This is a genomic window from Jiangella alba, from assembly GCF_900106035.1.
Lineage (GTDB): Bacteria > Actinomycetota > Actinomycetes > Jiangellales > Jiangellaceae > Jiangella > Jiangella alba.
This window is the reverse complement of sequence record NZ_FNUC01000003.1, coordinates 967,694-990,288: the sequence shown is the minus strand read 5'-3', so window position 1 is coordinate 990,288 and position 22,595 is coordinate 967,694. Positions and strand designations below refer to the sequence as shown.

Below are 22,595 nucleotides of genomic sequence, written 5' to 3'. Positions count from 1 at the left end.
GATGGTCCACGAAGTGAGCTCGGCCGTGCGAATGCGCGCACTCGGCTGGCGTCGATGGCGGGGCGGCGGCTCGGGGGTGCTCTCGGTGCGGTGGGTCGGGGCGGGTGGTGGCGGGTGCGCGGCGGCGTCCGGCGACGATGGCGGAGCGGCGTGGGATGGCGCGGCGGATGTGCACGGGCGAGTACAAGGTGAAGCCGATCCGGCGGCGGATCAGGGAGCTGTTGGGGTATCCGCATCCGGCGCGGGTGCCGTCGTCGGTGTGGGTGGAGCAGTGGATCGGGTTCTCCGCCGATGAGGTTCATCGGGTCCGCGATCTCGGCGTGCGCTGTGCGCGGGCGCGGTATCCGCTGATGGAGTTGGGCATGGACCGGCGTGCTTGCGTGCGGTGGCTGCGGGCGCGAGGTTGGGCGTCGACGCCGCGCAGCGCGTGCGTGGGGTGCCCGTTCCACGGCAACCGGGCGTGGCGGCAGTTGCGTGACGAGCGGCCGGAGGAGTGGCGGCAGGCGGTGGCCTTCGATGCGGCGATCCGCCGGGGCGGCGCACGGGGTTGGCCGTTGCGGGGTGAGGCGTTCCTGCACGCCTCGCGGGTGCCGTTGGATCGGGCACCCATCGACCGGGTGACCCGGTCGGAGTGGGCGGATCGGCAGGGTGAGATCTTCGACGTGTGGGAGGACGGCGATCCCGACGGCTGCTCGCCGTATGGGTGCCGTTCGGGCGCGCCGGCCGCAGGGTCGCAGGCCGAGTGAGGCGGCGGTAGGCCGGCGGCAATCGCCGTAAGGTCCGGGTCGGCATCGCCAAGCTCGTCGTTGCGGCTTCCTGCGGGGTCCCCCTACATCTTTCGGGCGAACGCGGCCGGTCCCTGTGTCTCCTTCGGCCAAGGAGACACAGGGACCGGCGACGCTTCCCCGTGATGGGGGTCGGGTTGGAACTCAGCGATGATCGCCGTCGCGGGGTGCCTTCCAGCGGCTGCCGAGAGCGGTGAGCATGGCGCGGGCGATCTCGACGGAGAGGCCGGTGAATTCCAGCTTCACCGGGGTGCCGCTGTGGCCGACCTCGACGAAGCCGTGGAAGCCGTCGCCGTGGAGCGTGACGAAGGCACGGTCGTGCCGGTCGTGACGCTCGTGGGTCAGGCCGAGCAGAGGAGCCAGCTCTGCCAGGACGGCGTGCGCCCTGTCCCGTGCCTCGTCCCACCGCCGCAGCGCCTCGCGCACCTCGGCCAGGCTGGGTAGGTAGGTCGGCAGCAGACGCCGATGAATCTCGCGGGCGATGGCTCGTGCTCCACGGCCCAGCGTGACCGTGATGCCTCGGCTGTCCACGCGGGCCACCTCGCGGGCACCGTCCGGGAGCACCCCACGGATCACGGCCCGTCCGGTCAACCGATGTCCGTTGGCCCGGATGCTGAGCTCTTGATCGTCCGGAGCCAACAGCCACGCGCAGTCCGGGCTGCTCCAACCGTGCCGGTCCAGTTCGACCGACCACGTCACCCCGGTCAGGGCCGACAGCTCGGCCGCCACCTCGGCCGCCATCTCGTTCACGGTGATGTCGTTCATGATCGGCTGCCTTCCCGGTCGTCCTGGTCGTCGGTGAGGTCCCACGCGGCCAGGACCTCACGGCCGGTGACCTTGCGGAAGTCGTCGCCGTAGGTGTCGGCGGCATCGCCGGGATGCGGCCGGACGGCCCCGACGATGTCCGAGATGTCCTCGAACATCGAGGAGTTCCACTCGGCGGAGGTGCCGAGCAGGGTCGCGATGGCGTCGACGGCGTACTGGTCGTCGGTCGTCGGCATGATCAGCACCTGTCGCTGTCCGGCCGGTCGACAGCCTCACTGTCGTCAGCGTGATCGTCGTTGCCGCTCTCGGCATCACCGTCCTCGCCGCCGTCGCCGTCGCGCTCGGCGTCGGGGTCCTCGGGCACGCCGTGGGCAGCGGCCGCAGGGTGACTGTCGTCCAGGGGGTCCTGGACGTGGCCGGGATCGGTCGACTGGTCCTCGTCGCCCGTGTCGATGTCGTCGGGGTCGTCGGGCTGGGGGTCCTGGTCGTCGATGCTCGCCTGCGTGGTGGTGTCCGGGTGGCGCTGTTCGGGGTCGGTGGTGACGATCTGCTCGACCTCGGAGAGGGTGTAGCCCCAGGCGGCGAGCTGGGTGAGGAAGCCACGGTCGGCGTCGCCGGAGTTGCGCCAGGTGTGGCGGCTCATGGCGTCTTCCATCGCGGCCAGGGCGATGGCGAGGATGACGTGTCCGGCCTTGGACGGGGTCTTGGCGGTCAGGTCGGCCAGCGGGCGCTGCCCGGGTCGGTGGTCCTGGCCGAGCAGGGTCGCCGCGAGCTGGTGGCCGCTCTGGGCGGCGCGGGCGACCCGCCCGGTGTGGGTGGCCAGGATGGTGGCGGCGACCGAAATAGCGTCGGCGGGCAGCCGCTTGCGGGCCAGCAGCGTGGTCATCCATTCCCGGCGCACGGTCTCGGCGGCGTCCCAGGCTTGGTTGTTGGCCACCACGAGTCGGCGTGCGGCCTTCTCGGCCTCGGTGAGGCTGCCACCGACGACGGTGCCGGTGGAGCCGATCTTGCGCAGGCCGTGCTTGCGCCAGTCGACCACGAAGTGGCCGATGTCGATGGTGCCGTACCTGTCGGTGATGGCGACGGCGTGGCCGGGCTTCCCGGCGTAGTTCTTCTCGGTGAGCCGCTTCCCGTCGGCGGTCTGCAGGTCACGGAGCTTGACGGTGGTGTTGTCGTTGTAGGCGGGCCAGGCCACGATCGTGTAGCCCTTGGCTTCGGCCTCGGCGCGTGCGGTGGCGAGTGCTTCGCGGCGCTTCTTGGCGTTGCGCGCCGACTGGGCGGCGTGGTCGAACTGAGCCGGGGTGGTCTTGGCGACCTCGCGCAGCTTCGCGATCGCGTCGGGGTCGTCGTCCAGCTCGATCAGGACGGCGGCCTGGTCCAGGGTCAGGTCGTAGTCGGCGACGGCCGCTGCCGCCGTCTCGTTCTCGGTGACGGCGAGACCGGTCTTGATGTCTTCGCGTTTCGCGCCGGTCTGGCGGGAGATCGCGGTGACGCTCATCCCTTCCAGCGCGAGCTGTCGCCAGGCGTCGGCCTTGTCGCGTTCACTGAGACCGAGGCGGTGCACGCCGGTGATGTACTGCTCGATGATGCGCAGGCGTCGCACGTCGTCGCGGTCGACGACCCACACCGGGACGGTGGCGCGGCCGACCTCGCGGGCGGCGAGGGTGCGCATCTGTCCGTCGCGGACGACAACGGTGTCGTCCGGACCGGGGTGGGCGATCAGCGGCACGAGCACGCCGTGCTGGCGGACGGAGGCGAGGAACCAGCGCGGCATCTTCACCTTGGTACGGATGTTGTCTTCCAGCACGAGGGCGTTCGGGTCGAGGTGGACGACCCGGCCGAGCGCGGCCGCCATCGTCTCCTGGGTCTCTTGGGTGTCGATGGCCTCGGCGGGCATCGTGTGGGTGCTCATCGGCTGTCCCCTTCTCGGGATGCCGGGGATCCGGTCTCACCGGGCGTGAGTCCTGGTCAATCCCCGATTTGCCTTTCGGCAATTGCCGATTGAGCGGGCCCGGGCGGCGATGGCAAGGACATGAGAGCCAACAGTTCCTGCCCGAACTCGTGGGCCGCGGAAATCCCTGGGGCGGGAACTTTTGGCGTTCCTTGCCATCGGTGCCCGGGACCGTACAATCGCGCTGCCGAAAGGCAAATCACCGTGGTGAACAGCGACAATCGCTAACCCCGGGGATGACGACGCCCCGGAGAACGTCACGTGGTCCCGCAATGACGACAAGCCCCTCGTGGCCGGCAGGGACCGCGAGCGCCGGCCGTGGCACCGATGACCAAACCCACTAGGGCCGGCCGGCCATGAGCAGCCCGAATATGGCCGGATCGATTCCGACGGTGCGCGGCAGGAACACCACCTCGGTGGGGTGGCGGGTGGACAGGAATAGCACGGCGCAGGTGGCGTGCAGCGTCATGGCCCGGATGAACGGCTCTCCGAGCGTGAACCGCCCGCGGCACCGATCTCACCGACCAGCCGCCGGACGCGTGGCCTGGCGGCCGCGGGCTCACGGGCGCGGATCGTGGTCAGTCAGAGCGCGGACCAGACATACCCGGCGACGGCCGAGAGCACGGCGGTCCCAGCACCTACCCAGCTCACCAGCTCGTCCGGACAGGCTCGGCCCCCGACAGCAGGTCACGGTGCGACGGACGCATACCTACCAACCCCGACCGACAGACTCGCAACTGCGCGGCGAGACGGTGCCTGCCCGGCGCGGCTTGTGCCCCACCATGCCGTAGGCGGCCCCGTGCGCGAGCCGTCGCAGCGAGCCGAAGCGTCGAGATCGATGGTCGTCGTCGCGGTTCGGCGCGGTCGGGAAGAAGGACCCGCTTGATCTACTCACCGCAGTAGCAGCCGGGGTCGACGATGCTGCCGGGCAGAATCACCCAGCGTCGCCGGAGTCAAGGTCATCTATCCAAGGCTGCGGAATCAGCGCCTGCCCGTCTGCTCGCCATCGCTCGACTACTGCCTCTTGGAAACGTGCGTCGTCGAGGTCTGCATGTTCAAGCACAATTACTTGGAAACCACCATTCGCCTCGTCAGTCAATCTGAAGAGCTCATCGAAGGCCTGCGCCAACGAGGCATGATCAGCGTCATCCAGCGTATCTCCGTCAGCGGCGTCGGGCGGAAAATATACTTGCGATGGTTGGTCTAATACCATGAACCTTGGGACCGGCCGGTCGTTCTCGCTGAAATGGTTGTGAAGACCGATGAGGGTCGCAAGGTGATAGCCGAGCCAGTTCTCGCCGCTCCCAATCTCCCGGAGTCGATAACTTCCGTGTGCCGTATCGACGACGACTGTTAGGGCGCGGATGTCGAGACGGACCGGCGCTGGAGCGTGTTCGAGGTCGAGCTTGTTTGCGACATCCGTAATACGGTAAGAGACGCGTGAGAGGGCCGCCGCCAGCCGTTCTGCCGCGGCATCTACGTCGAGGTCTTCCTTCAGCGCGTCGATCTCGCGTTGCAGCTCAATAATTCTGTCACCTACGAACGCATCCTCGGTCTCGCGGGAGACAGATTCAAGGAATAGTGACGTGCGACCCCGTATGGCGGCACGCTGCAACGAGGTCTCGCGGAGAGATTCGAACAACTCGATGCTTTCTGCGATCCGATCGATGCCCTGCTGATTCTCGGCAAGACTCTCAGTAAGCTCAGCCAGGCGTATTTCGCTGGCCGCGACTGCTTGATGAAGGCGGGGAAGATCTTGGCTGACGTCTGCGATCTCCCGGGCCACCCCTTCCAGGTGGTCTTGGATCTCGGACACAGAGGTGATTGGGTCGGCCAGCGCGGAGGCGCATACCGGGCATGCGCTGGTGCCGAATGCAACGTTTGGGAGACGTAGGAGATTCAACGCTTGAAGTCGGCCGTGACGTTCGCCTGCCTCTCCATTGAAGTCGTCCTCGTACCTGACCAGTCGCCGGAGCCTGCGCAGCTCAGCCCTTGTGTCGGCGTACTCGCCTCGAAGCTGCTCACGGGAGTCCAGAAGACGTGCGAGGTCATCCGAACGATCGACCGGTTGGGGCTCTGGCGCCTGAGATCTCGCGACTTGCGCGAGGGTCTCGATCACCGCTGCTCGGCTCAGGTCTTGTGGTGCCGAGACCAATCCCACGGCGATAGCCTCGGCTAGCAGGGCGGCGGCCCTTCCGGGGGCGCGCGCCAGCGCGTGCTCGTCCTGGCTTCGCCGCTCAAGTTCGCGGAGTTCGCGCTCTCGTGCGCGCAATAGGTTGCGTTTCCCTATGTATTGCGGATCGACGGTACCAAGGAAGTATGGAAGGACATCTCTGATCGTTTGGGGTCGAAAATCTTCACCTTGGGTGTGGAACAGGATCTCGCGGTTGGCGATCTCGCGCTGCTCCTGTATGCAAAAGAACAGCGCGTGCCTAATTGTTGCGTCGAACTCGGCGCGCGTTCCGCCGACAACCTCAGTGCGGTTCTCGTCGATGCCCGTCACTCTAGAAAGGAAGCCGACCGCCGAGTTCAGATCAGCATTTGGCTCGAGTTCGCTGACCGGCGGTGGGACGGCGCCGGCTTCCCGGTAGCTGACGTGCATCTGGGTCGTTGACTTGCCACCTGCCGCGGGCGCGGCTCGGGCTACGAGAATTGTTCCGCTCCGCGTAGTGAGCTCAAGAGCGTAGTGACGCACGGTTAGGCGGACGGCGCCAGCGGCAACGTTGTAGCGTTTGCTGCCCAGGCAATAGTCGATGATGTCGACAACAGCGCTCTTTCCAGTTCCTGATCGACCGGTGATGATGTTTACGGAGTCGGGGCTGAAATTGAGTGTCCGGCGCTCGCCGTCGCGGTTGTACAGATGTAGTGCTTGTATCTTTATGGTCATGGCGTAACTCCCAGCATCGCGCAGACGGTTGAGACGTTGCCGGTGCGAGCAAGCCAGCGGCCCATATATGCGGCCGTACGTTGCACCGCCTCCATGTCGCTGCTTGCGCCGCGGATTGTCTTTGTCGGGCCGTGCGCGCCCGGGATCAGAGCCCCGGAGTCAAGTCGCAGCACGTCGGTGGTGAGCGCGAACAGCAAACCTTCACGCACGAACGGCACGACGCCGGCGATCCTGGGCTGGAGCAAGAGCTGGATGTCCGGGTTCCGATCTATCCAGGTCGTAAACTGCGTAGCCACACTCATGGTGAGAGTCGCGCGAGCAGCGGGATAGAGGGAAACGGCGCTAACGATTGGCGCGTATACGAACGGAAGGCCGGCGCCATTCTCGTCGCGGTGTGTGGTTGATCCACGGTGGAGGACGAGTGCAATCAGCGCTGGATTCAGCAGCGAGGAGACCTCTGGAGCTTCGTGTCGGCTCCCCCTGCGCGTCATATTTCCGCCGGTTCGAGGAGAGCGATAAGCCGCGCGGTGAATTCTGGATGCCATCCGACTCCGGATTCAACCCGATCGGCCAACATGTGAAGCGATCCGCGTACGAGGAATCGCTCGGTACATCGGTCACGTATCGGGGGTGCGGTCGCCTCTTCGACCCATTGGTAGATCTGCTTGGCGACCTCGGATTTCAGAGCTTCGCTCGCGCCATCGGGAAGGCTGTCAGCACAACGATCGAAAACGTAACGCCACTCTTCGATGAGCTGACGTTCGTACCTGTCAATCTCGTCGGGAATTATAAGTGATTCCCGAGTCCAGCGGGATCGTTGTGTGTACGCTCGGAGATAGTCGCGCACTGCCGAGGCGATGCGCGATTTTCCGACGCCGACCAAATCGACCTGCCTCACGAACCGATGATCGGTGAAGGCGTCCAGGGCCGGCTCAAGAGAGGGGATGTCTGCGTCAACAGGGAGATTTTCAGGCAAGAACCCCTCTCGTAGGTCGCCGAGATACGCGTCGAGCTCCTCTCCGCTGATGAAGGCGGCTTGTGTCCCGCGAAATATCCCGATGCATCGTTGAAACCACCACCCTTCGAGGCGAGCAACGAATGCATCGACTTGAGCCCTCCGCACCGAAAGCGTCAGCTCAGCAATAAGCAATTCATGGACGTCGTCGATATCTGGTCCGCTCGCGGCGATTGTGAGTCTCCCGAGAAGGGCCCGCCGGGTATCGACATCGAGCCCGAGCCACGCTGCATACGCTTTCGCGTTCGTGCGGCTGTCCGAAGCTTCGATTACTGCGTCAAGACGGCGAGCGGCTTCCGGAACATCTCTGGATTCGAGGTCACTTGACAGAAGGCTAGCGATACTTCCGCTGGGAGCCTGGCTAGTTGTCACCAGGATGAAGCTGGCCGTGGCGAGATCAATCTGACTGTCCGCCACGGCTTGGCACCAGATCCGCAGGGATTTCCACAGGTCGACGCTCGCGTCGGTCAAGTTCGTGCCTTCAGCGCGGTGCTTGATCTGAAAGTAGTTCGCGTAGCCAGGTGCATCTTGAACCTCGATGTCGTCGCCGGCCTCCAGCGAAATTTGCCAATCGAGACCGACCCTCAAGCGTTTCAGCGCCTCATAGAGGCCATAGCGGATTTGCATCGCGTACCCGGCTGCAGCGGCGCTGGCATCGAAGACCCCAGAGGTCGGCGTCGAAGAAGTCATGGTGTTGGCCCCCATCCCGACGGTGGTGGAACGCCTGGCGCCGTATGGTGCCACGGCCCCCGGACAGATGCTCGGCGCTGCTGGACGGCTCGTTAGCACGGCACGTCTGCCCAGCACCTGTGCCAACGCCGCGATCGGCCAGGGGTGTGACCCCGGTGGCGATCACCCGCCGGCAACTCTGGGACGAGCGCGGCGAACCTCCGGCAGACACGGGAGCAGCGACGAGGCCACAAGGGGCGCCGCGGCCTACGACCGCGGAATTGATGTTGACCGGATGGCGTGACTGGCATAGCCTGAAAGGCTTTGCTCGCTGGCTGGAGAGGTTGTGCATGACGTAGGCCGATACGGCTAGGACGTTGCACGTGTCCCGGTGGACAGCGGCGGGTGGCCCGATGCCCGCGCCGCTTTCCGGGCGTTGTCGGGTTTTCCCAATTCTGTGGGCGCGTATTCCTGCGAATTGCGTGGATGAGTGCTGCCCGAATTCACATCACGACATTTCCGGGGCGGAGCCTGCCCTGCTGGCGGTGGCGCACCTAGCGGCTACCCGGCCGAGGTGCGCGGGCGCCGGCCAGCGGTGCGGACAGGAGGACCGAACGGTGAGCAAGAGGGACGAGGAGCGGGCCGCGAAGTTGGCGCAGCTGCACGAGGAACTGACCGGTGCGGTGGAAGGGCTGGTGTCGAGCGCGGATTGGCGCCGCGCGGTCGTGTTCGCGGCGCGGTTCCGGAGCGGGTCTTTCAACAACACGCTGCTGATCTGGGCGCAGCACCTGGCCGCGTACGGACAGGGCCGCGTGCCGGAGCCGGTGCCGACCTATATCGCGGGCTACCGGCAGTGGAAGGGTCTGGGCCGACAGGTCCGCGACGACGAGCCCGGGTATCGGATCTTCGCCCCGCTGAAGGTGCGGATGGCGAGCAGCACACCGCAGGATGCGGCCTCGTGGCGGCGCCTCGCGCCTGGGGAGGAACCCCAGCCCGGTGAGGTGGTCCGTAGACCCGCGGCGGGCATGAAGCGGGCCCACGTGTGGGACGTGTCGCTCACCGAGGGAGCACCAATCCCGGCACGGCCGGCGCCGGCACTGCTGGCCGGTGAGGCTCCCGCGGGGTTGTGGGACGGCCTGACCGCGCTCGCCGAGGAGCACGACTTCGCGGTGCGGCTGGTGGGATCGGCGGTCGAGCTGGGAGGCGCCAACGGGCTGACCGACCACCAAGCCGGCACCGTGTCGGTGCGCGGCGACATGGACCCTGCCGCGCGGGTGAAGACGCTGGCGCACGAGCTGGGACACGTGCTGATGCACCCACCCGGCGACCCGGACGTCACCGCGCACCGCGGCATCAGGGAGGTGCAGGCCGAGTCGGTGGCGCTGATGGTCGGCGCCGTGCACGGCCTGGACACCAGCGGCTACACCGTCCCGTACGTGGCGACGTGGGCGAACCGCGTCCCGGACACCTCGCCCGTCGAGGTCATCAAGACCACCGGGGAACGGGTCCGACTCACCGCGCTGCGGATCCTGAACGCGCTGCCGACCGTGCAGGACGGCAACGGTGACCCGCCCGGCCTCACCCGCACCACCTCGACCCCGGCCGCACCCACACCAGGTCGCACAGTGGCGGGGCCGGGCCGGGCGCCGGCTGGTGGTCAGGGGCGGCTTCCGGCGCCGGGGCCGGGCCTGTGAACACGCCACGGCCCGGTGGCGGGCTGGACGTTGGCGGGCGGGTGGCGTTGCGGACCGCGGTCACCGGGACGGTGGGGATCGGGGCCGGCGCGTTCTGGTTGTCGTTCACCGCGCTGAGCGACCTGGCCCGCCGCTCGGGCATCGACGCGGGGCAGGCGTGGGCGTGGCCGCTGATCGTGGACGGGATCATCGTGGTGACGACCGTGGCCGTGGTCGCGATGTCGCGGCGCGGGCAGCCCGCCTGGTACCCGTGGCTGCTGCTGCTCGCCGGTGCCGCGGTGTCCGTGCTCGCGAACGCGTTGCATGCCGGGCTCGCCGACGACGTCGATGTGCCGGTCGCGCTCGCCGCCCCAGTGGCGGCGGTCCCGCCGCTGGTGCTCGTCGCTATCACCCACCTCACCGTGGTGCTGGCCCGGCCCGTCCCGGACGGCGCCCACCGCCCCACCACCAACAGTGGCGCTCCCAGCGAGCCGGCGCCGCATCCAGGGCGCGACGCCGCGGCCCGGCTGCACCGGCAGGGCTGGTCGAACAGATCCATCGCCACCCGGCTCGGGGTGCACCCGTCCACCGTCGGGCGCTGGCTCACCCAGACCACCACCCCCGACGCCCTTCCAGGTGACGCGCCGGATGTCGCGGCGGGCGTGGTGCTGGATGCCGTCCCGCGTCCCGGCGCGCCGGCGATCACCCGCGTCGACGGCGGGCAGGGACCGTCGTGAGCGCGGCGAGTTGGGGAGCGTGGGCGCACCTCCTGCCACGAGGAGGTGCGATCCCGATGACCCCCAACCCTTCCGGCCAGCCACCCGAACCGGGGCACCGTTTCGACGACTCCGAACTGTTGCGGTCGCTGCTGCGCCGGCTGCACGCCGCCGGCCCTGGCAGCTGGCAGCACGACCGCGAGGCCGCCGCGTTGATGGAGCACGTCGCGCACCGCTACGCCGCCCTCGCCCGCAAACACGGCCTGAGCCCGTGGGACGCCGCCGGGGCCGCGTTCGAGGCGATGCGCACGCGCGCCGCCCGCGAGGCCGACGACCCGTGGGCGGTCATCACCCGCGCCGTGCAGATCACCCTCGGCGCGGAAGAGAAGGCCCACGGGATGCTGTGCTCACCGCACCAGGCCAGGCGCCGCCGCTACACCGGGTTCCGTCGCGCCATCCGCCTGTCCGACCGCGACATGCTCGACTGGCACCCTGCCTTCCACGCCCGACCCACCAACACCACCCCCGACCCCCAGACGGCCGGGACGGGGTCGCAGGTGGCCGCCGCGGTCGACGACGCCGTCCGGCTGTTCACCCTGCTCGGCTGGCCCGCACCGGTCGCGCGGACCGGGGTGGACTACATCTGCTCCCGCCTGGCCGACGCCGGCACCCGTACCGCCGCCTACGAGGCGCTTCGCCGCGACCAGCATGCCCGAGCGCTGCTCGACATCGGCCACGAGTCGTGGACGACGATGCTGCGGGTCGTGCTCGGCACCCCGCAACCGCACTACGCGCTCACCGTCGCCGGGCGCGGGATCCTCGTCCGGCTGCTCATCGGGCAGACGCTGCCCGATCTGCTTGCCGACGACGACCTCGTCCTCACCGTGAGCCTGGCCGCGCCCGGACGGCGGGCTCGAGGCGGAGGCGCCGGTGGGCAGTAGCGGGCACATCGAACTCGACCGGGCCATCGACTCCATCCGGATCGGGCGCCGGCACCGCAGCGACCTCGGCGACATCGACGCGCTCGCCGCGTCGCTCGAACGGATCGGGCTGGTCCAGCCGCCCACCATCACCCCCGACAGCGTCCTCGTGTGCGGGCGGCGCCGCCTGGCCGCCATGCAACGCCTCGGCTGGCGCACCACCCCGGTCTGGGTGCGCTCAGGGATCTCCGACCAGCTCACCCAGCTGATCGCCGAACAGGACGAGAACACCCACCACAAGCCGCTCTCCCCCATCGAGGCAGCCGAGCTCTACCGCGAACTCAAGAAGCTCGTCGCCGAGGACGCCGCCCGCCGCCAGCAGGCGTCCCGGTTCACCACCACCAACGGCGATCAGGGCAGCTCAGACGGTGCCGCCGAATCGGCGGCACCGCACCCACTCGTCGACGGCGGCGCCGGGGACAGCCGTGCCCAAGCCGCCCGCATGGTCACCGGGCACCGCTCCTACACCAAGCTGGAACAGATCAACACCCTGCGCGCGCTCGCCGACGACCCCGACGCCGACCCCGCCTCCCGCGACGCCGCACGCGCCGAGCTCGAACGCATCGACGGCGGCGCCCCGGTCAATCCTGCCTACCAGCGCGTCCGCTCCCTCACTGCGCTCCGAGGGTTGGACCACCTCGCCGCCGACCCCGACCAGCCGGCCGGCGTGCGCGAGGACGCCGCCCGCGAAGCCACCCAGCTGCGCGACCACGCCGCCGACCACCGCGCCGACCAACTGCGCCGCCTCGCCGAGGACGCCCTGCACCGGGTCCGCGCCCAACAACCCACCAAACGCCGCCCACCGGCAGCGCGCTCTGCGCCGCAGGTGCCGGCCCGCTACGGGACCCGGGCGTTCCTGCTCACCTGGAACGACCTCGACGGCTGGTGGACCCACTACGACCCCACCGAGATCGGCGTCGCCCTCACCGACGAGCAATGGGATCGGTTCGAGCACACCATCGCCGCCACCCTCGACTTCGCCGACACTGCCCGCGCCGCCCGGACGAGCAACGACGGCGAGGCCGCCGCGAGCTGAGCCCGCAGCCGGCTCAACGCCGCACACACTGCGGCGGCGTCGAGGGCGGCACGACGCACGTGGATGCGCCGGCGCACCTGCGAACGGACCAACCACTGCCATCGTCGAGGAGACCCACCGTGCCGGACACCACCCGATCCGCCATCACCCGCCGTCACCTCGCCGTCGCGCTCGCCACGATCGCCGTCGTGAGCGTGCTACTCGTCGGCCTCAACCGGCTCGGCAGCGACCCCGACACCACCCCGCCAGGTCAGCCGGTGGCGCCGCTCCCGACCACGCCCACCTCCCCCACCCCGGGCGAGCCCAGCACCGCACCCGGCCTGGCGCAAGTCCCGGCCACCAACGACGCCATCCCCTACGCCCGCGCCATCGCCGAAGCGCTGTTCACCTGGGACACCACCACCGGCCTCTACCCCCGCGACTACGCGCAAGTCGTCCTGGCCGAATCCGCGCCCGGCAACGACGAGACCGACGAACTCGCAGCCGACATCACCGGATACCTGCCCGCCAACGACGTCTGGGACCAACTGCGCACACACCAGACCAGCCAGCGCATCGAGATCTACGGCGCCCAGATCGCGGCCGGCTGGAACACCATCGTCGACAATGCGCACGGCCAGATCCCCGACGGCACCACCGCGATCACCCTCCGCGCCTACCGCCACCGCGACGATGTCCGCGGCGGTACGCCGGACAGCACCCGCGAGAAGGTCACCTTCACCATCATCTTGGCCTGCCCACCCCGCACCGAGGAACGCTGCTATCTGCTGCGCCTCTCCACGCTCAACGACCCGCTCTGACACTGCAGGCGCCACACTCCCAAGACGCCAAGCAAGCCATTCTTCGAACACCTGTTCTAGAATGGCCGCGTGTTCGTCTCTCACGGCCCGGTGGATCACTGCGGCGGCTTCCACATCACAGGCGACCTCGAACCCGCCGAGATCGCCGCACTTGCGTGCGATCACCTGGAACGTCATCACGTCGAAGGTCGCGCGCTCATCGAAAAGCTCACGTCAGTGGAGATCGACGGCGCACAGCCCGGTGTTGCACTGGTACGCACCATCGACCAGCCACTGATCGCCGTTGACCGCGGCGGCCGACGCCACGCCACTGGACCCGGTCCGGTCTCACTCGACGGCAGAGGCCCCGCACGATGCGTCGACTGGCACACCGTCCAGATCGTCGATCTCCCCGTCTTCGGCGGGCCGGCACGCGCCTCGGCTCAACGCGAACCGGGCACCGTCCAACCCGACTGCAAGACCTGCCGTCGCCGGCTGCGCTGAACGCGGACACCTCGAGTCGCGACTCCAGAGCCACGAAGACGTCACGCAGACCGCCGCGCGCAAGCGGGATACAGATCCGAGCCGATCGCCGGAGAACGGCTCGGGCCCCACCGCCTAAGGTGAGACCAGCCATCGAGAACGGGGCGTTAGTGTGACTCAGCGATCGAATCGTTGGCTAGCGCTGTCCGTCGCGGCAGCCGCGCTTGCCAGCTGTGGCGACAACTCGCAGACCGACGCGGAGGTTTCGAGCGACGGCGACACCGAACGGGTGTGCGCCGCACCGCTCGCTTCCGTCACCGACACAACGATCGCGCCCAGCGACCCCCTCGAGATCACCGCGGTGAACCTGGTGAACGGGTGCTACGACCAAGGTGAGGGAATCACGGCAGAACCTCTGCACGACCAGTCCGTGACATGGCAGCAGGACGGCAAGAGAGTCGAACTCGCCGTCGTCGACGCTCAGGGCACTGACGGGACGGTGAAGGTGACCGTGGAGGTGCCGACGGGCGCGCAAGCGGGGGCGGCAACCATCACCGTCGGAGGTTCCAACGCGGTCGAGGTGACCGTGGCGCCGTAGCCCCGCTCCGGCTCCGGGCAGATGACCCGGTACGGCGGACCAACGGCACAGTACGAGCGCATCAGGTCCGTGAATCTGCACGGCCCCGCCAGCACGGGTCGCGTCCCGGCTGGCGATGCACACCTGTCCTTCTATCCAGTCGGATGGAAGGACAGGCAGGGCAGATGGTGATCGATTCCAGCGCTCGGCGCCGCCTCGCAGGTGTGACCGTCGCTGCGGCGGTCGTGACGGTGCTGATCGTCGGCGTCGCGGTCTTCGGGCTGGTGCGTGGACCGGGCGGCGACGCCACCGAGTCGAGCAGCCCCGGCGCCACGTCACCCTCGTCGACGACGCCGGTCCAGCCCTCGCGGCCGGAGGAATTGCCCGAGACCGCAGACGCGGAGGTCTTCGCCCGCCAGGTCGCTCAGGCGGTATTCACCTGGGACACGGTCAGCGGTGCGGCACCGGCCGACTACGCGCAGGTGCTCGTCGATGCCGGTGACCCGACCGGGACCGAGACCGCAGGGTTGGCGTCGGATGTGCGGTCCTACCTGCCCACCCCGGACGCGTGGGTAGATCTGGCCTGGTACGAGACGCGGCAGTGGCTGGCCATCGACACGCTCGCGGTGCCGGACACGTGGGCCGACGCCCTGGAACAGGCCGCGCCAGGTCAGCTGCTCCCCGGCACCACCGCTTACACCGTGACCGGCACGCGGCACCGCGCCGGGACCTGGGACGGCGAGCCCGTCACAAGCGAGCAGGAGGTCGCGTTCACGATCTTCCTGACCTGCCGGCCGTCGTTCGAGCACTGCCGGCTGCTGCGGCTGTCCGAGCTCAACAACCCCCTGCGCTAGCCGGGATGGGTCGTTGTGGCGCGGAAGATTGTCCTGACGATGCTGGTCGCGGTACTGGTGTTCGCGCCGGCCGTCGCGCTGCTCGGCAGCGCCGTGGTGAATCCCGCGGCGACCGGCACCTGCCTGCCCGGCGGCGACAGCCTGATCGTGGGGCCGGTCCCGGACAGCCTGACCACGACCACGAGCGACGGGCATCAGATCACGCTGGACCGGACCCAGCTGACCCATGCGGCGACCATCATTACCACCGGCGGCCGCGTCGACGGCGTCGGCCGCGACGGCGTGGTGATCGCGCTGATGGCCGCGCTGACCGAGTCCCGGCTGCGGATGCTCGCCAACACCGGCGCCTACCCCGAGTCCGGCGACTACCCGAACGACGGCGACGGCTCCGACCACGACTCCCTGGGGTTGTTCCAGATGCGCCCGGCCGCCGGATGGGGCACCGTCGCGCAACTGATGGACCCGACCTATCAGGCGGCCGCGTTCTACGGCGGCCCCACCGGCCCGAACTACCCGTCGCCGCGAGGACTCCTCGATATCACCGGCTGGCGCGACATGGACCCCGGCGAGGCCGCCCAGGCCGTCGAGGTGTCCGCCCACCCCGACCGGTACCGGGCGTTCCAACCGGTCGCCGAAACCATCCTCACCACCCTCACCACCAACAGCCAGCCGCCGACTCAGGTGCCGGAGGCCGATCGAGTGGTGTTCCCGCTCCCGGCAGGGACCTGGAACAAGACCAGCGACTTCGGGCCCCGCATCCACCCGATCACCGGTGAGGTGTCCTTCCACACCGGCACCGACTACGCCGCCCCCGACGCCACCCCGATCCTCGCCGTCGCCGACGGGCGGGTCGTGTCCACCGACACCACCCCCGTCTACGGCGGCCTGATCGTCATCGAGCACACCATCGACGCACTGCCGGTGGCCACCGCCTACGCCCACATTTGGCCCGACGACATCCACGTCTCCCCCGGGCAGATCGTCGCGGCTGGGCAGCATATTGGCGACGTAGGCTCGGCCGGCCAGTCCACCGGGCCGCACCTGCACCTCGAGGTGCGGCCCGGCGGACCGGATCAACCACCGGTCGACCCGGTCCCCTGGTTCAACGGCCACCGCCCCGACGACCTCGACAACCCCACCGCGACCCCCGGCACGCCGTGCGCGCCAAGCACCGCCCCACCACCGGACCCACCCGCCCGAACAGTCGATCTCGGTGGTAGCTCGCGGACGGGCGTCGAGTGGGACGGGCCATGACGCAGCGTGCCGTCGCCGTGGTCCCGGACTTCGGCAGCGTCGCAGCCACCGACGACCTCGAACAGATCATCGGCGCGCTCCTCATGATCACGCTGATCACCGCCGTCCTCACCCTCATCGTCAGCGCGGTGATCTGGGCGCTGGCCATCGCCCACGGCAACCACCACACCGCGGCCCGAGCCCGCACCGGCACCCTCGTCGCGCTCGCCGGCGCAGCGCTCGCCGGCGCAGCCACGGCCTGGACCAACTGGCTGATCGATCTCGGCGCGGCCCTATGACCTAGACCGTCGGGGCGCGACCCTTCGGATATGGCGACGAGGCAGCCAACAACTTCGTTCGCGCGAGGCATCAGCCTCAGTTTCGTCCCGACCGATCAACTCCTATCCGGCATCACGACCGGGATCAGGGTCAGGGTGACGATCTGCTGACGATCGTGCTGAGCCTGCATCAGGAAGGCTGCGTGCTCGCCGGTCGCGGTGTCGGAAGGGCCGAGATACCTCCCATGACCCTTGATGACCTGCCTCGCGGAGTCGATCACAGCAGAAACATCGCGCGGGCCTCGAATGAAGAGAATCATCGCGGCGTGCGTTGCGCGCCACACGAGGTAGCGGTCCAGGAGCTGCTCGAGCCCATCGCTGAAACCCTTCGCGCCCCTCCAGAATTTGCACTCACCGATGAAAGCATCGCGATTTCTCCAGCGTAGGAGGATGTCCGCTTTGCCCTGCCCGATGAACGTCTCTCCGGTTATGGCGCCCTTCCAGTTGGCGTTGAGGAAGAACAGGAGTACATCGCGAAGCGTCTCCTCGTCCTCGCGCGCGAGCCGGTTTGCCGTCACCGGCGTGCGCTCCAGAGCGGTCGCAAACGCCCCGATTTGGTCGATCAGGGTGCGCGCGATGTCAGCAGCGAGTCCTATCTCGTTGCCACCGGCGTTGGCGGCTGCCTCGGCCGCGGCCAATGTGAGGGAGCGCGGAGTCATGGGCACGGTGGCGCCGACCGAAGGCGTGTGGTCCAGGGGAATGTTTAAGGCGGCCGCGGCCCCACGGAGTTGCCCACGCTGCCGTTGGCGTTGCCGGATGATCGGTTCGACGAGTTCCCGGATGCGTTGTCGGTGGGCCCCGATCTTGGCATTGGCGTTGTCGACGGACGTAGCGACATGCTTGAACCATTGCTCACGGGTCGCGGCGAGCGCCGATGTCATCTCATCGTCCGTCACGGCTGTGGGAGCGATTTTCAATTGCCGGCAGAGGGTGTATCGATTCCCGGTCCCTCTGCCAACGGCGCCCGTCGAACGCAGCGCCCCTGCGGCACCTTCCACCGGTAGGACAAGCTCAATCGAGAGTGGCTGTGCCTCGCCTGGGGGAGTTTCGTCAGGGAGAGGTGCCGCCTCTCTGGTCTCGATCTTGAAGTTGCCATACTGAGCCGTGACCAGGGCCGCAGCGTGATCGTTCAAGATCGTGTCGATCAGAACCTCCGCGGTGGTCGTCTCCAACGTTGCGGCGTCAACCCCATGAGCGGACCGGAGGGCGCGCGACTCACGCTCGTCGAAGCGCTCGTCCCAACTGGCGAGCGGTTCACTAACCGATGCGGCCATGTCACGCATTCTGCATCCTGACAACAGCTGCTGGGCCCCGGTGACCCGTGGCAATTTGCCCGCGCTGCACCCGATGCGTCGGCACCGACGGGTTCCCAAACCGAACACCTCCGGGCTGCGTCACCTATACGGAGCCGGAGTCGTGGCACAGCGGGTGCACCAGGCTGACGTGAGCCAACCATTGCTTCTGGACCACTTGGCAAGGGCGCTGGAACTGCTTGACGCGGAGCTCGCGCTGACCAGCGTGTATGCATCAGTCTCGACGGATATCAGCATCGATCCGAACACGACCGGGCTGCCGGGGATCGCGCAGCTGCGGACGATCGTGGGTGCGGGGATGACGATCGGGTTGATTCTGTCGGTGCTGGCGCTGATCGTGTCGGCCGTGGTGTGGGGGTTCGGGTCGAACAGCGCGAACCCACACCTGGCCGGGCGCGGGAAGGTCGGCGTGGTCGTGGCGTGCGGCGCGGCCATCATCTGCGGCGCCAGCGTCACATTGATCAACTTCTTCTGGGACGTGGGACAGGGCATATGAGCCCGTCCCCGACGACACCGGTCCCGTTCGAGCCCGGCCCGGGCGTGCGGGCCGGGGTGTGCGACGTTCCGGTGATCTCCACGGTGTGCGACACCGTCGGCGAGGGCGCCGCCACCTTGGTGACCGCGCCGTTCGAGTGGCTGGCGACCGCGATGGGTCAGGCGGCCGGCGCGCTGGTGGAGGCCATGTGGTCGGTGATCGACACCACCACGCTCGTCGACGTGCGCTCCCCGGGATATCTGGCCGTCTACAACCTGCTGTTCGGGCTGGCGGTGCTGCTGACGCTGGTGTTCTTCTGCTTCCAACTCATCACCGGCCTGATCCGCCGCGACCCGACCGCCCTGTCACGCGCCGGGCTCGGGGTCGCGAAGGCCGTGCTGGGCGGGTTCCTCGCGATCACGTTGACGGGCCTGCTGCTGGAGATCACCGACCAGCTGGCCGTCGGGATCGTGCAGGCCGCCGGCACCACGATGGGCGAACTGGGCGAACGGATCGTGCTGCTGACCGCCGTGCTGGCGACCACGGACGCAACCGCGGCCGGGATGAGCGTGGTCATCGTGATCGTGCTGTCCGGGCTGGCCATCGTCGCCTCGGTCGCGGTGTGGTTCTCCCTGCTCATCCGCAAAGCCCTGCTCCTGGTCGCGATCGTGTTCGCGCCGGTCGCGCTGGCCGGATCGTCCTGGGACGCCACCCGCGGCTGGCTGGCCCGGTGGGCGACGTTCGTGGTCGCGCTGATCGTGTCCAAGCTCGTCCTCGTGGTGATCTTCCTGGTCGCGGTCACGCAGATCAGCGCCCCCATCAACAGCGACCTGGCGTCGATCTCCGACCCGATCACCGGGGTCGCGCTGCTCGCCCTCGCAGCGTTCGCGCCGTACCTGAGCTACAAGATGATCAGCTTCGCTGGAGTTGACGCGCAACAGGCCACCGCCAGCGAACAGGAAGCCAAGGGCGCGGTCCTCCCGCGCCCGGCGATGATGGCCGGCCTCGGCGGCCGCACCGCAGCAGCCGTGCTCAGCAACCGCCTCAGCGGCGCCGGCGCGGCGGGACACGCCGTCGCGCAGACCGCGAGGCGAACCGGCCAACCCAGCGCCGGCAGCCCGGCATCGGCCACGGCAGCCACGTCCGGTTCTGGCGACCCGGCCGCGGGACGGCAGGAATCCGGTAAGCCGTCTATCTCCGAGCCGGAGCGCGGCGCCGGGAGTGGCGGTGGCCGGCAGGGCGGCCATGCCGCGACGGGTGGCTCCGGCGGGCCGGGCAGCACCAGCGCCGGGGAGCCCGGGCGGCGGGAGTCCGGCCCTGCGCCGGGACCGGCCGGCTGGTACCCCGCGGGTCACGACCCCGAGCAGGGACCGGGACCAGTTGGCTGGCACCCCGCGTCGAAGCCCGGCACCGCGCCATCCCAACGCCGGGGTGGCGCCGTGTCGGGTAGCGACGCCGGGAGCTCGAGAACGAGCGCTGCGCCGTCGGGGCCGCCGGCGGGGCGGGCCCCGGCGCCGCCGGTGCTGCCCGACCCGCCCACCGACCGGGACGGCTCCGGGTGAGCGGGCAGCATCCCGATCGCGGCGACGCAGAGGTGGCGGCGGTGTCGTTCTCCCGGCTGTCGCGCCGCGGGATCCTGCTCGGGTTGTCCTGGCCGCGGCTGCTCGCGGTCGCCGTCAGCGTGACGACCATGGTCGCGGCCCTCTACGTCGGCGGCGGCACGCTTCTGGTCCTCGCCGGCCCGGTGTGGGTCGGCGCCGCGGCGCTGGCCTGGGTCCCGGTCGGCGGGCGGGTGCTGGTGGAGTGGATCCCGATCGCCGCGCGCTGGGCCTGGCGCGCCAGCGGCGGCCAGCTCATCTACCGACGCCGCATCGTCGCGCCCCGCCCTGCCGGCACCCTCGCGCTGCCTGGTGACGCGGCCAGCCTGCGCGAGTACGTCGACCCCGCCACCGGGGCCGCGATGATCCACGACCCCCATGCCCGCACCCTGACCGCCGTCTGCGGCATCGAGCACTCATCGTTCGTGCTCCTCGACCCCTGCGAACAGCAACGCCGCGTCACCGCCTGGGGCAGGGTGCTCGCGACCTGCTGCCGATCCGGACGCCTCGCGACGCTCCAAGTCTCCGAACGGACTCTGCCCGACAGCGGCAGCGGCCTCGCCGACTGGTGGCGGCGCCACGGCAGCGACGACCACTCCTGGGCCGCCACCACCTACCGCGAGCTCATCGCCCGCGCCGGCCCGGCCGGTGAACGCCACGCCACCACCCTCTCCATCGCCCTGGACCTGAACGCCGCCGCCCGCCAGATCCGCGCCGCCGGCGCCGGCCTCAAAGGTGCTGCCGCCGTCCTGCGCGAGGAGATGACCACCCTCACCGCCGCGCTGCGCGCGGCCGACCTCACCCCCACCGGATGGCTCGACCCCGGCCAGCTCGCCGTCGTCCTCCGCTCCGCCTACGACCCCGCCATCGCCGCCACGCTCGACCGCCACGGCCACCTCGGCCGCGACCTCGCCACCGCCGGGCCCGTCGCCGTCACCGAAACCTGGGACCGCCTACGCGGCGACACCGGCCACCACGCCGTCCTCTGGATCAGCGAATGGCCCCGCACCGCCGTCTACCCCGGCTTCCTCACCCCGCTCGTGCTCACCAGCAACACCCGCAGGACGCTGTCCCTGCTCTACACACCCGTCCGTGTCGACCAAGCCGCCCGCGACCTACGACGCCGCCGCACCGAACACCTCTCCGACGCCGCCCACCGCGCCCGCCTCGGCCAGATCGACGACCCCACCCACACCGCCGAATACCACGACATCCTCCAACAAGAAGCCGACCTCACCGCAGGCCACGGCATCCTCCGCTACACCGGCCTCATTGCCATCACCGCCACCACACCCGACCAGCTCGACACCGCCATCGCCGACATCGAACAAGCCGCCATCCAAGCCGGCTGCGAAACACGCCTCCTCACTGGACAACAAGCACAGGCCTTCACCGCAGCAGCACTTCCGCTGTGCCGGCGGGTTTAGGCGACCGCTGCACGTCCAAGCGAGGCGCTCGCGCGGCGCCGCGTTGTGTCCAGGGCATGTGCTATTGCTGGGGGCCAGCGAGATCAATGGGGGGACCATGGCCATATGGCAGCCACTGCATGCCGAAGTGCAGGTGTTACATCGCATCCTTCGGTTTAGCTCGTACGCGCGAGGACTCTGGGGCACATGCTTCGTCATCGATGTCGACGAGGAGCAGTACTTGATAACCGCGGCACATCTCACGATCGGCGAGCGGTTCGAGCTGGTGATCCTCAAGCCTATCCCCGATGCCGGTGGCGAGCACACTAAGGACACCCACCCGGATCATCTCGAGCGCATCGGGCCACTAGATCCAAAGCATGACGTCGCCGTGTTCAAGGCCAACGATGACCTAGCGCGGCGCAGTCTGACGCTACCCGCTAGTTCGGACCAGATTGTGATTGGCCAAGAGATCCTCACTGCGGGCTTTCCGGGAAATCTGTCGATGGTCATCCCGAAGATGGGGCTTCGGTCCATGCCCCTGGTCAAGCGGGGCTGTATGGGGGGCATGGGGGAGGTCGATGGGATCAGAGTGCTGTACCTCGACCTCATCGCCAACCCCGGCATGTCCGGAGCGCCAGTCGTCTTCCGTGACCACGAGAAGGGCGTTCTCAAGGTTGCCGCAGTAATCAAAGGCTCCTACACCCAAGATCCGGTACCGGAGGATGGATGGGATCACCTTGCGGCCGCCGGTATCTCACAGGCACATGCCATTGAACATGCGCTGGAGATAATCGCTAGCGGCTGACTCACCGCCTGGCGGTACGTCAGCCACAGCGTCTCAGAGTCACTGGCAGACCGAAGCCCTAGTCAGTCGCGCGGCGCTGACCAATTCCGCTACGTCCCGCCATCTCGCCTGGCCACGATTAGACAGGTGAGCGAGGTTCGCAACGAAGTCACATGCCCGCTCGGCGAGCAGACCGACGACGATGGCTTCGACAGCGAACTGCCGCCGGCCTCGAAACGCTGCTGTGTGCGGGATCGGGCAGACGGCGGGCGAGT

General features: G+C 68.8%; 22 protein-coding genes and 1 pseudogene. 15 read left to right on the top strand and 8 right to left on the bottom strand.

Annotated features, from left to right (window positions below):
- Window positions 1-32: 32 nt before the first annotated feature.
- Window positions 33-746, top strand: a pseudogene (locus tag BLV02_RS07220) (hypothetical protein); the annotation flags it as partial.
- Window positions 747-929: 183 nt separating this feature from the next.
- On the opposite strand, the gene BLV02_RS07215 reads toward BLV02_RS07220, so the two are convergent.
- The 7 genes from BLV02_RS07215 to BLV02_RS07190 form a co-directional block, all read right to left on the bottom strand.
- Window positions 930-1,550 carry a hypothetical protein gene (locus BLV02_RS07215; RefSeq protein WP_069114507.1) on the bottom strand — a complete coding sequence of 207 codons (621 nt, stop codon included), beginning with the start codon at window positions 1,548-1,550 and terminating at the stop codon, window positions 930-932.
- Window positions 1,547-1,786, bottom strand: a complete 240-nt coding sequence (locus tag BLV02_RS07210) for a hypothetical protein (protein ID WP_141711831.1) — start codon at window positions 1,784-1,786, stop codon at window positions 1,547-1,549. The genes BLV02_RS07215 and BLV02_RS07210 overlap by 4 nt, the downstream gene beginning before the upstream one ends.
- 2 nt (window positions 1,787-1,788) lie before the next feature.
- The gene (locus tag BLV02_RS07205; protein WP_074946183.1) at window positions 1,789-3,462 is read right to left on the bottom strand and encodes a ParB/RepB/Spo0J family partition protein; all 1,674 of its coding nucleotides are present in this window, start codon (window positions 3,460-3,462) and stop codon (window positions 1,789-1,791) included.
- A 379-nt stretch (window positions 3,463-3,841) separates the two neighbouring features.
- Complete coding sequence (locus BLV02_RS37965; protein ID WP_281243359.1) at window positions 3,842-3,970, bottom strand: hypothetical protein; 129 nt, start codon at window positions 3,968-3,970, stop codon at window positions 3,842-3,844.
- Between the two features lie 465 nt (window positions 3,971-4,435).
- Window positions 4,436-6,388, bottom strand: a complete 1,953-nt coding sequence (locus BLV02_RS07200) for a DUF3732 domain-containing protein (RefSeq protein WP_069114510.1) — start codon at window positions 6,386-6,388, stop codon at window positions 4,436-4,438.
- Window positions 6,385-6,879 (bottom strand): three component ABC system middle component, encoded by a 495-nt coding sequence (locus tag BLV02_RS37535; RefSeq protein WP_245737711.1) that lies wholly within the window; start codon window positions 6,877-6,879, stop codon window positions 6,385-6,387. The genes BLV02_RS07200 and BLV02_RS37535 overlap by 4 nt, the downstream gene beginning before the upstream one ends.
- Window positions 6,876-8,108 carry an ABC-three component system protein gene (locus BLV02_RS07190; RefSeq protein ID WP_069114512.1) on the bottom strand — a complete coding sequence of 411 codons (1,233 nt, stop codon included), beginning with the start codon at window positions 8,106-8,108 and terminating at the stop codon, window positions 6,876-6,878. The genes BLV02_RS37535 and BLV02_RS07190 overlap by 4 nt, the downstream gene beginning before the upstream one ends.
- 581 nt (window positions 8,109-8,689) lie before the next feature.
- Here BLV02_RS07190 and BLV02_RS07185 point away from each other — a divergent pair.
- The 10 genes from BLV02_RS07185 (at window position 8,690) to BLV02_RS07140 (ending at window position 16,702) form a co-directional block, all read left to right on the top strand.
- The gene (locus BLV02_RS07185; RefSeq protein WP_069114513.1) at window positions 8,690-9,766 is read left to right on the top strand and encodes an ArdC-like ssDNA-binding domain-containing protein; all 1,077 of its coding nucleotides are present in this window, start codon (window positions 8,690-8,692) and stop codon (window positions 9,764-9,766) included.
- A gap of 41 nt (window positions 9,767-9,807) precedes the next feature.
- Complete coding sequence (locus BLV02_RS34955; RefSeq protein ID WP_245737710.1) at window positions 9,808-10,482, top strand: DUF2637 domain-containing protein; 675 nt, start codon at window positions 9,808-9,810, stop codon at window positions 10,480-10,482.
- Between the two features lie 56 nt (window positions 10,483-10,538).
- Window positions 10,539-11,402, top strand: a complete 864-nt coding sequence (locus tag BLV02_RS07170; protein ID WP_069114514.1) for a hypothetical protein — start codon at window positions 10,539-10,541, stop codon at window positions 11,400-11,402.
- On the top strand, window positions 11,392-12,477 hold the full coding sequence (locus BLV02_RS07165; protein WP_069114515.1) for a ParB N-terminal domain-containing protein: 1,086 nt from the start codon (window positions 11,392-11,394) through the stop codon (window positions 12,475-12,477). The genes BLV02_RS07170 and BLV02_RS07165 overlap by 11 nt, the downstream gene beginning before the upstream one ends.
- A gap of 119 nt (window positions 12,478-12,596) precedes the next feature.
- Complete coding sequence (locus BLV02_RS07160) at window positions 12,597-13,277, top strand: hypothetical protein (protein ID WP_069114516.1); 681 nt, start codon at window positions 12,597-12,599, stop codon at window positions 13,275-13,277.
- 69 nt (window positions 13,278-13,346) lie between these two features.
- The gene (locus tag BLV02_RS35510; RefSeq protein ID WP_141711832.1) at window positions 13,347-13,760 is read left to right on the top strand and encodes a hypothetical protein; all 414 of its coding nucleotides are present in this window, start codon (window positions 13,347-13,349) and stop codon (window positions 13,758-13,760) included.
- A gap of 151 nt (window positions 13,761-13,911) precedes the next feature.
- Window positions 13,912-14,337 (top strand): hypothetical protein, encoded by a 426-nt coding sequence (locus tag BLV02_RS07155; RefSeq protein ID WP_074946181.1) that lies wholly within the window; start codon window positions 13,912-13,914, stop codon window positions 14,335-14,337.
- Between the two features lie 203 nt (window positions 14,338-14,540).
- Entirely contained in the window at window positions 14,541-15,170 is a 630-nt protein-coding gene (locus tag BLV02_RS07150) for a hypothetical protein (RefSeq protein WP_245737709.1), read from the top strand.
- Window positions 15,171-15,209: 39 nt separating this feature from the next.
- On the top strand, window positions 15,210-16,424 hold the full coding sequence (locus BLV02_RS07145; protein ID WP_069114519.1) for a M23 family metallopeptidase: 1,215 nt from the start codon (window positions 15,210-15,212) through the stop codon (window positions 16,422-16,424).
- The gene (locus BLV02_RS07140; RefSeq protein WP_069114520.1) at window positions 16,421-16,702 is read left to right on the top strand and encodes a DUF6112 family protein; all 282 of its coding nucleotides are present in this window, start codon (window positions 16,421-16,423) and stop codon (window positions 16,700-16,702) included. The genes BLV02_RS07145 and BLV02_RS07140 overlap by 4 nt, the downstream gene beginning before the upstream one ends.
- Window positions 16,703-16,797: 95 nt before the next feature.
- Here BLV02_RS07140 and BLV02_RS07135 read toward each other — a convergent pair whose 3' ends face one another.
- Window positions 16,798-18,024, bottom strand: a complete 1,227-nt coding sequence (locus BLV02_RS07135) for a hypothetical protein (RefSeq protein ID WP_069114521.1) — start codon at window positions 18,022-18,024, stop codon at window positions 16,798-16,800.
- A gap of 205 nt (window positions 18,025-18,229) precedes the next feature.
- Between BLV02_RS07135 and BLV02_RS07130 the strand changes: the two genes are divergently transcribed.
- The 4 genes from BLV02_RS07130 to BLV02_RS07115 all read left to right on the top strand — a co-directional run bounded on the left by BLV02_RS07130 (window position 18,230) and on the right by BLV02_RS07115 (window position 22,341).
- Window positions 18,230-18,550 (top strand): DUF6112 family protein, encoded by a 321-nt coding sequence (locus BLV02_RS07130; protein WP_069114691.1) that lies wholly within the window; start codon window positions 18,230-18,232, stop codon window positions 18,548-18,550.
- Window positions 18,475-20,091: a conjugal transfer protein TrbL gene (locus BLV02_RS07125; RefSeq protein WP_216094546.1), complete on the top strand. Its 1,617-nt coding sequence runs from the start codon at window positions 18,475-18,477 to the stop codon at window positions 20,089-20,091. Before BLV02_RS07130 ends, BLV02_RS07125 begins: the two co-directional genes overlap by 76 nt.
- Window positions 20,088-21,554 carry an SCO6880 family protein gene (locus BLV02_RS07120; RefSeq protein WP_069114523.1) on the top strand — a complete coding sequence of 489 codons (1,467 nt, stop codon included), beginning with the start codon at window positions 20,088-20,090 and terminating at the stop codon, window positions 21,552-21,554. The genes BLV02_RS07125 and BLV02_RS07120 overlap by 4 nt, the downstream gene beginning before the upstream one ends.
- Before the next feature lie 97 nt (window positions 21,555-21,651).
- Window positions 21,652-22,341, top strand: a complete 690-nt coding sequence (locus tag BLV02_RS07115) for a S1 family peptidase (protein WP_141711833.1) — start codon at window positions 21,652-21,654, stop codon at window positions 22,339-22,341.
- Window positions 22,342-22,595: the final 254 nt, after the last annotated feature.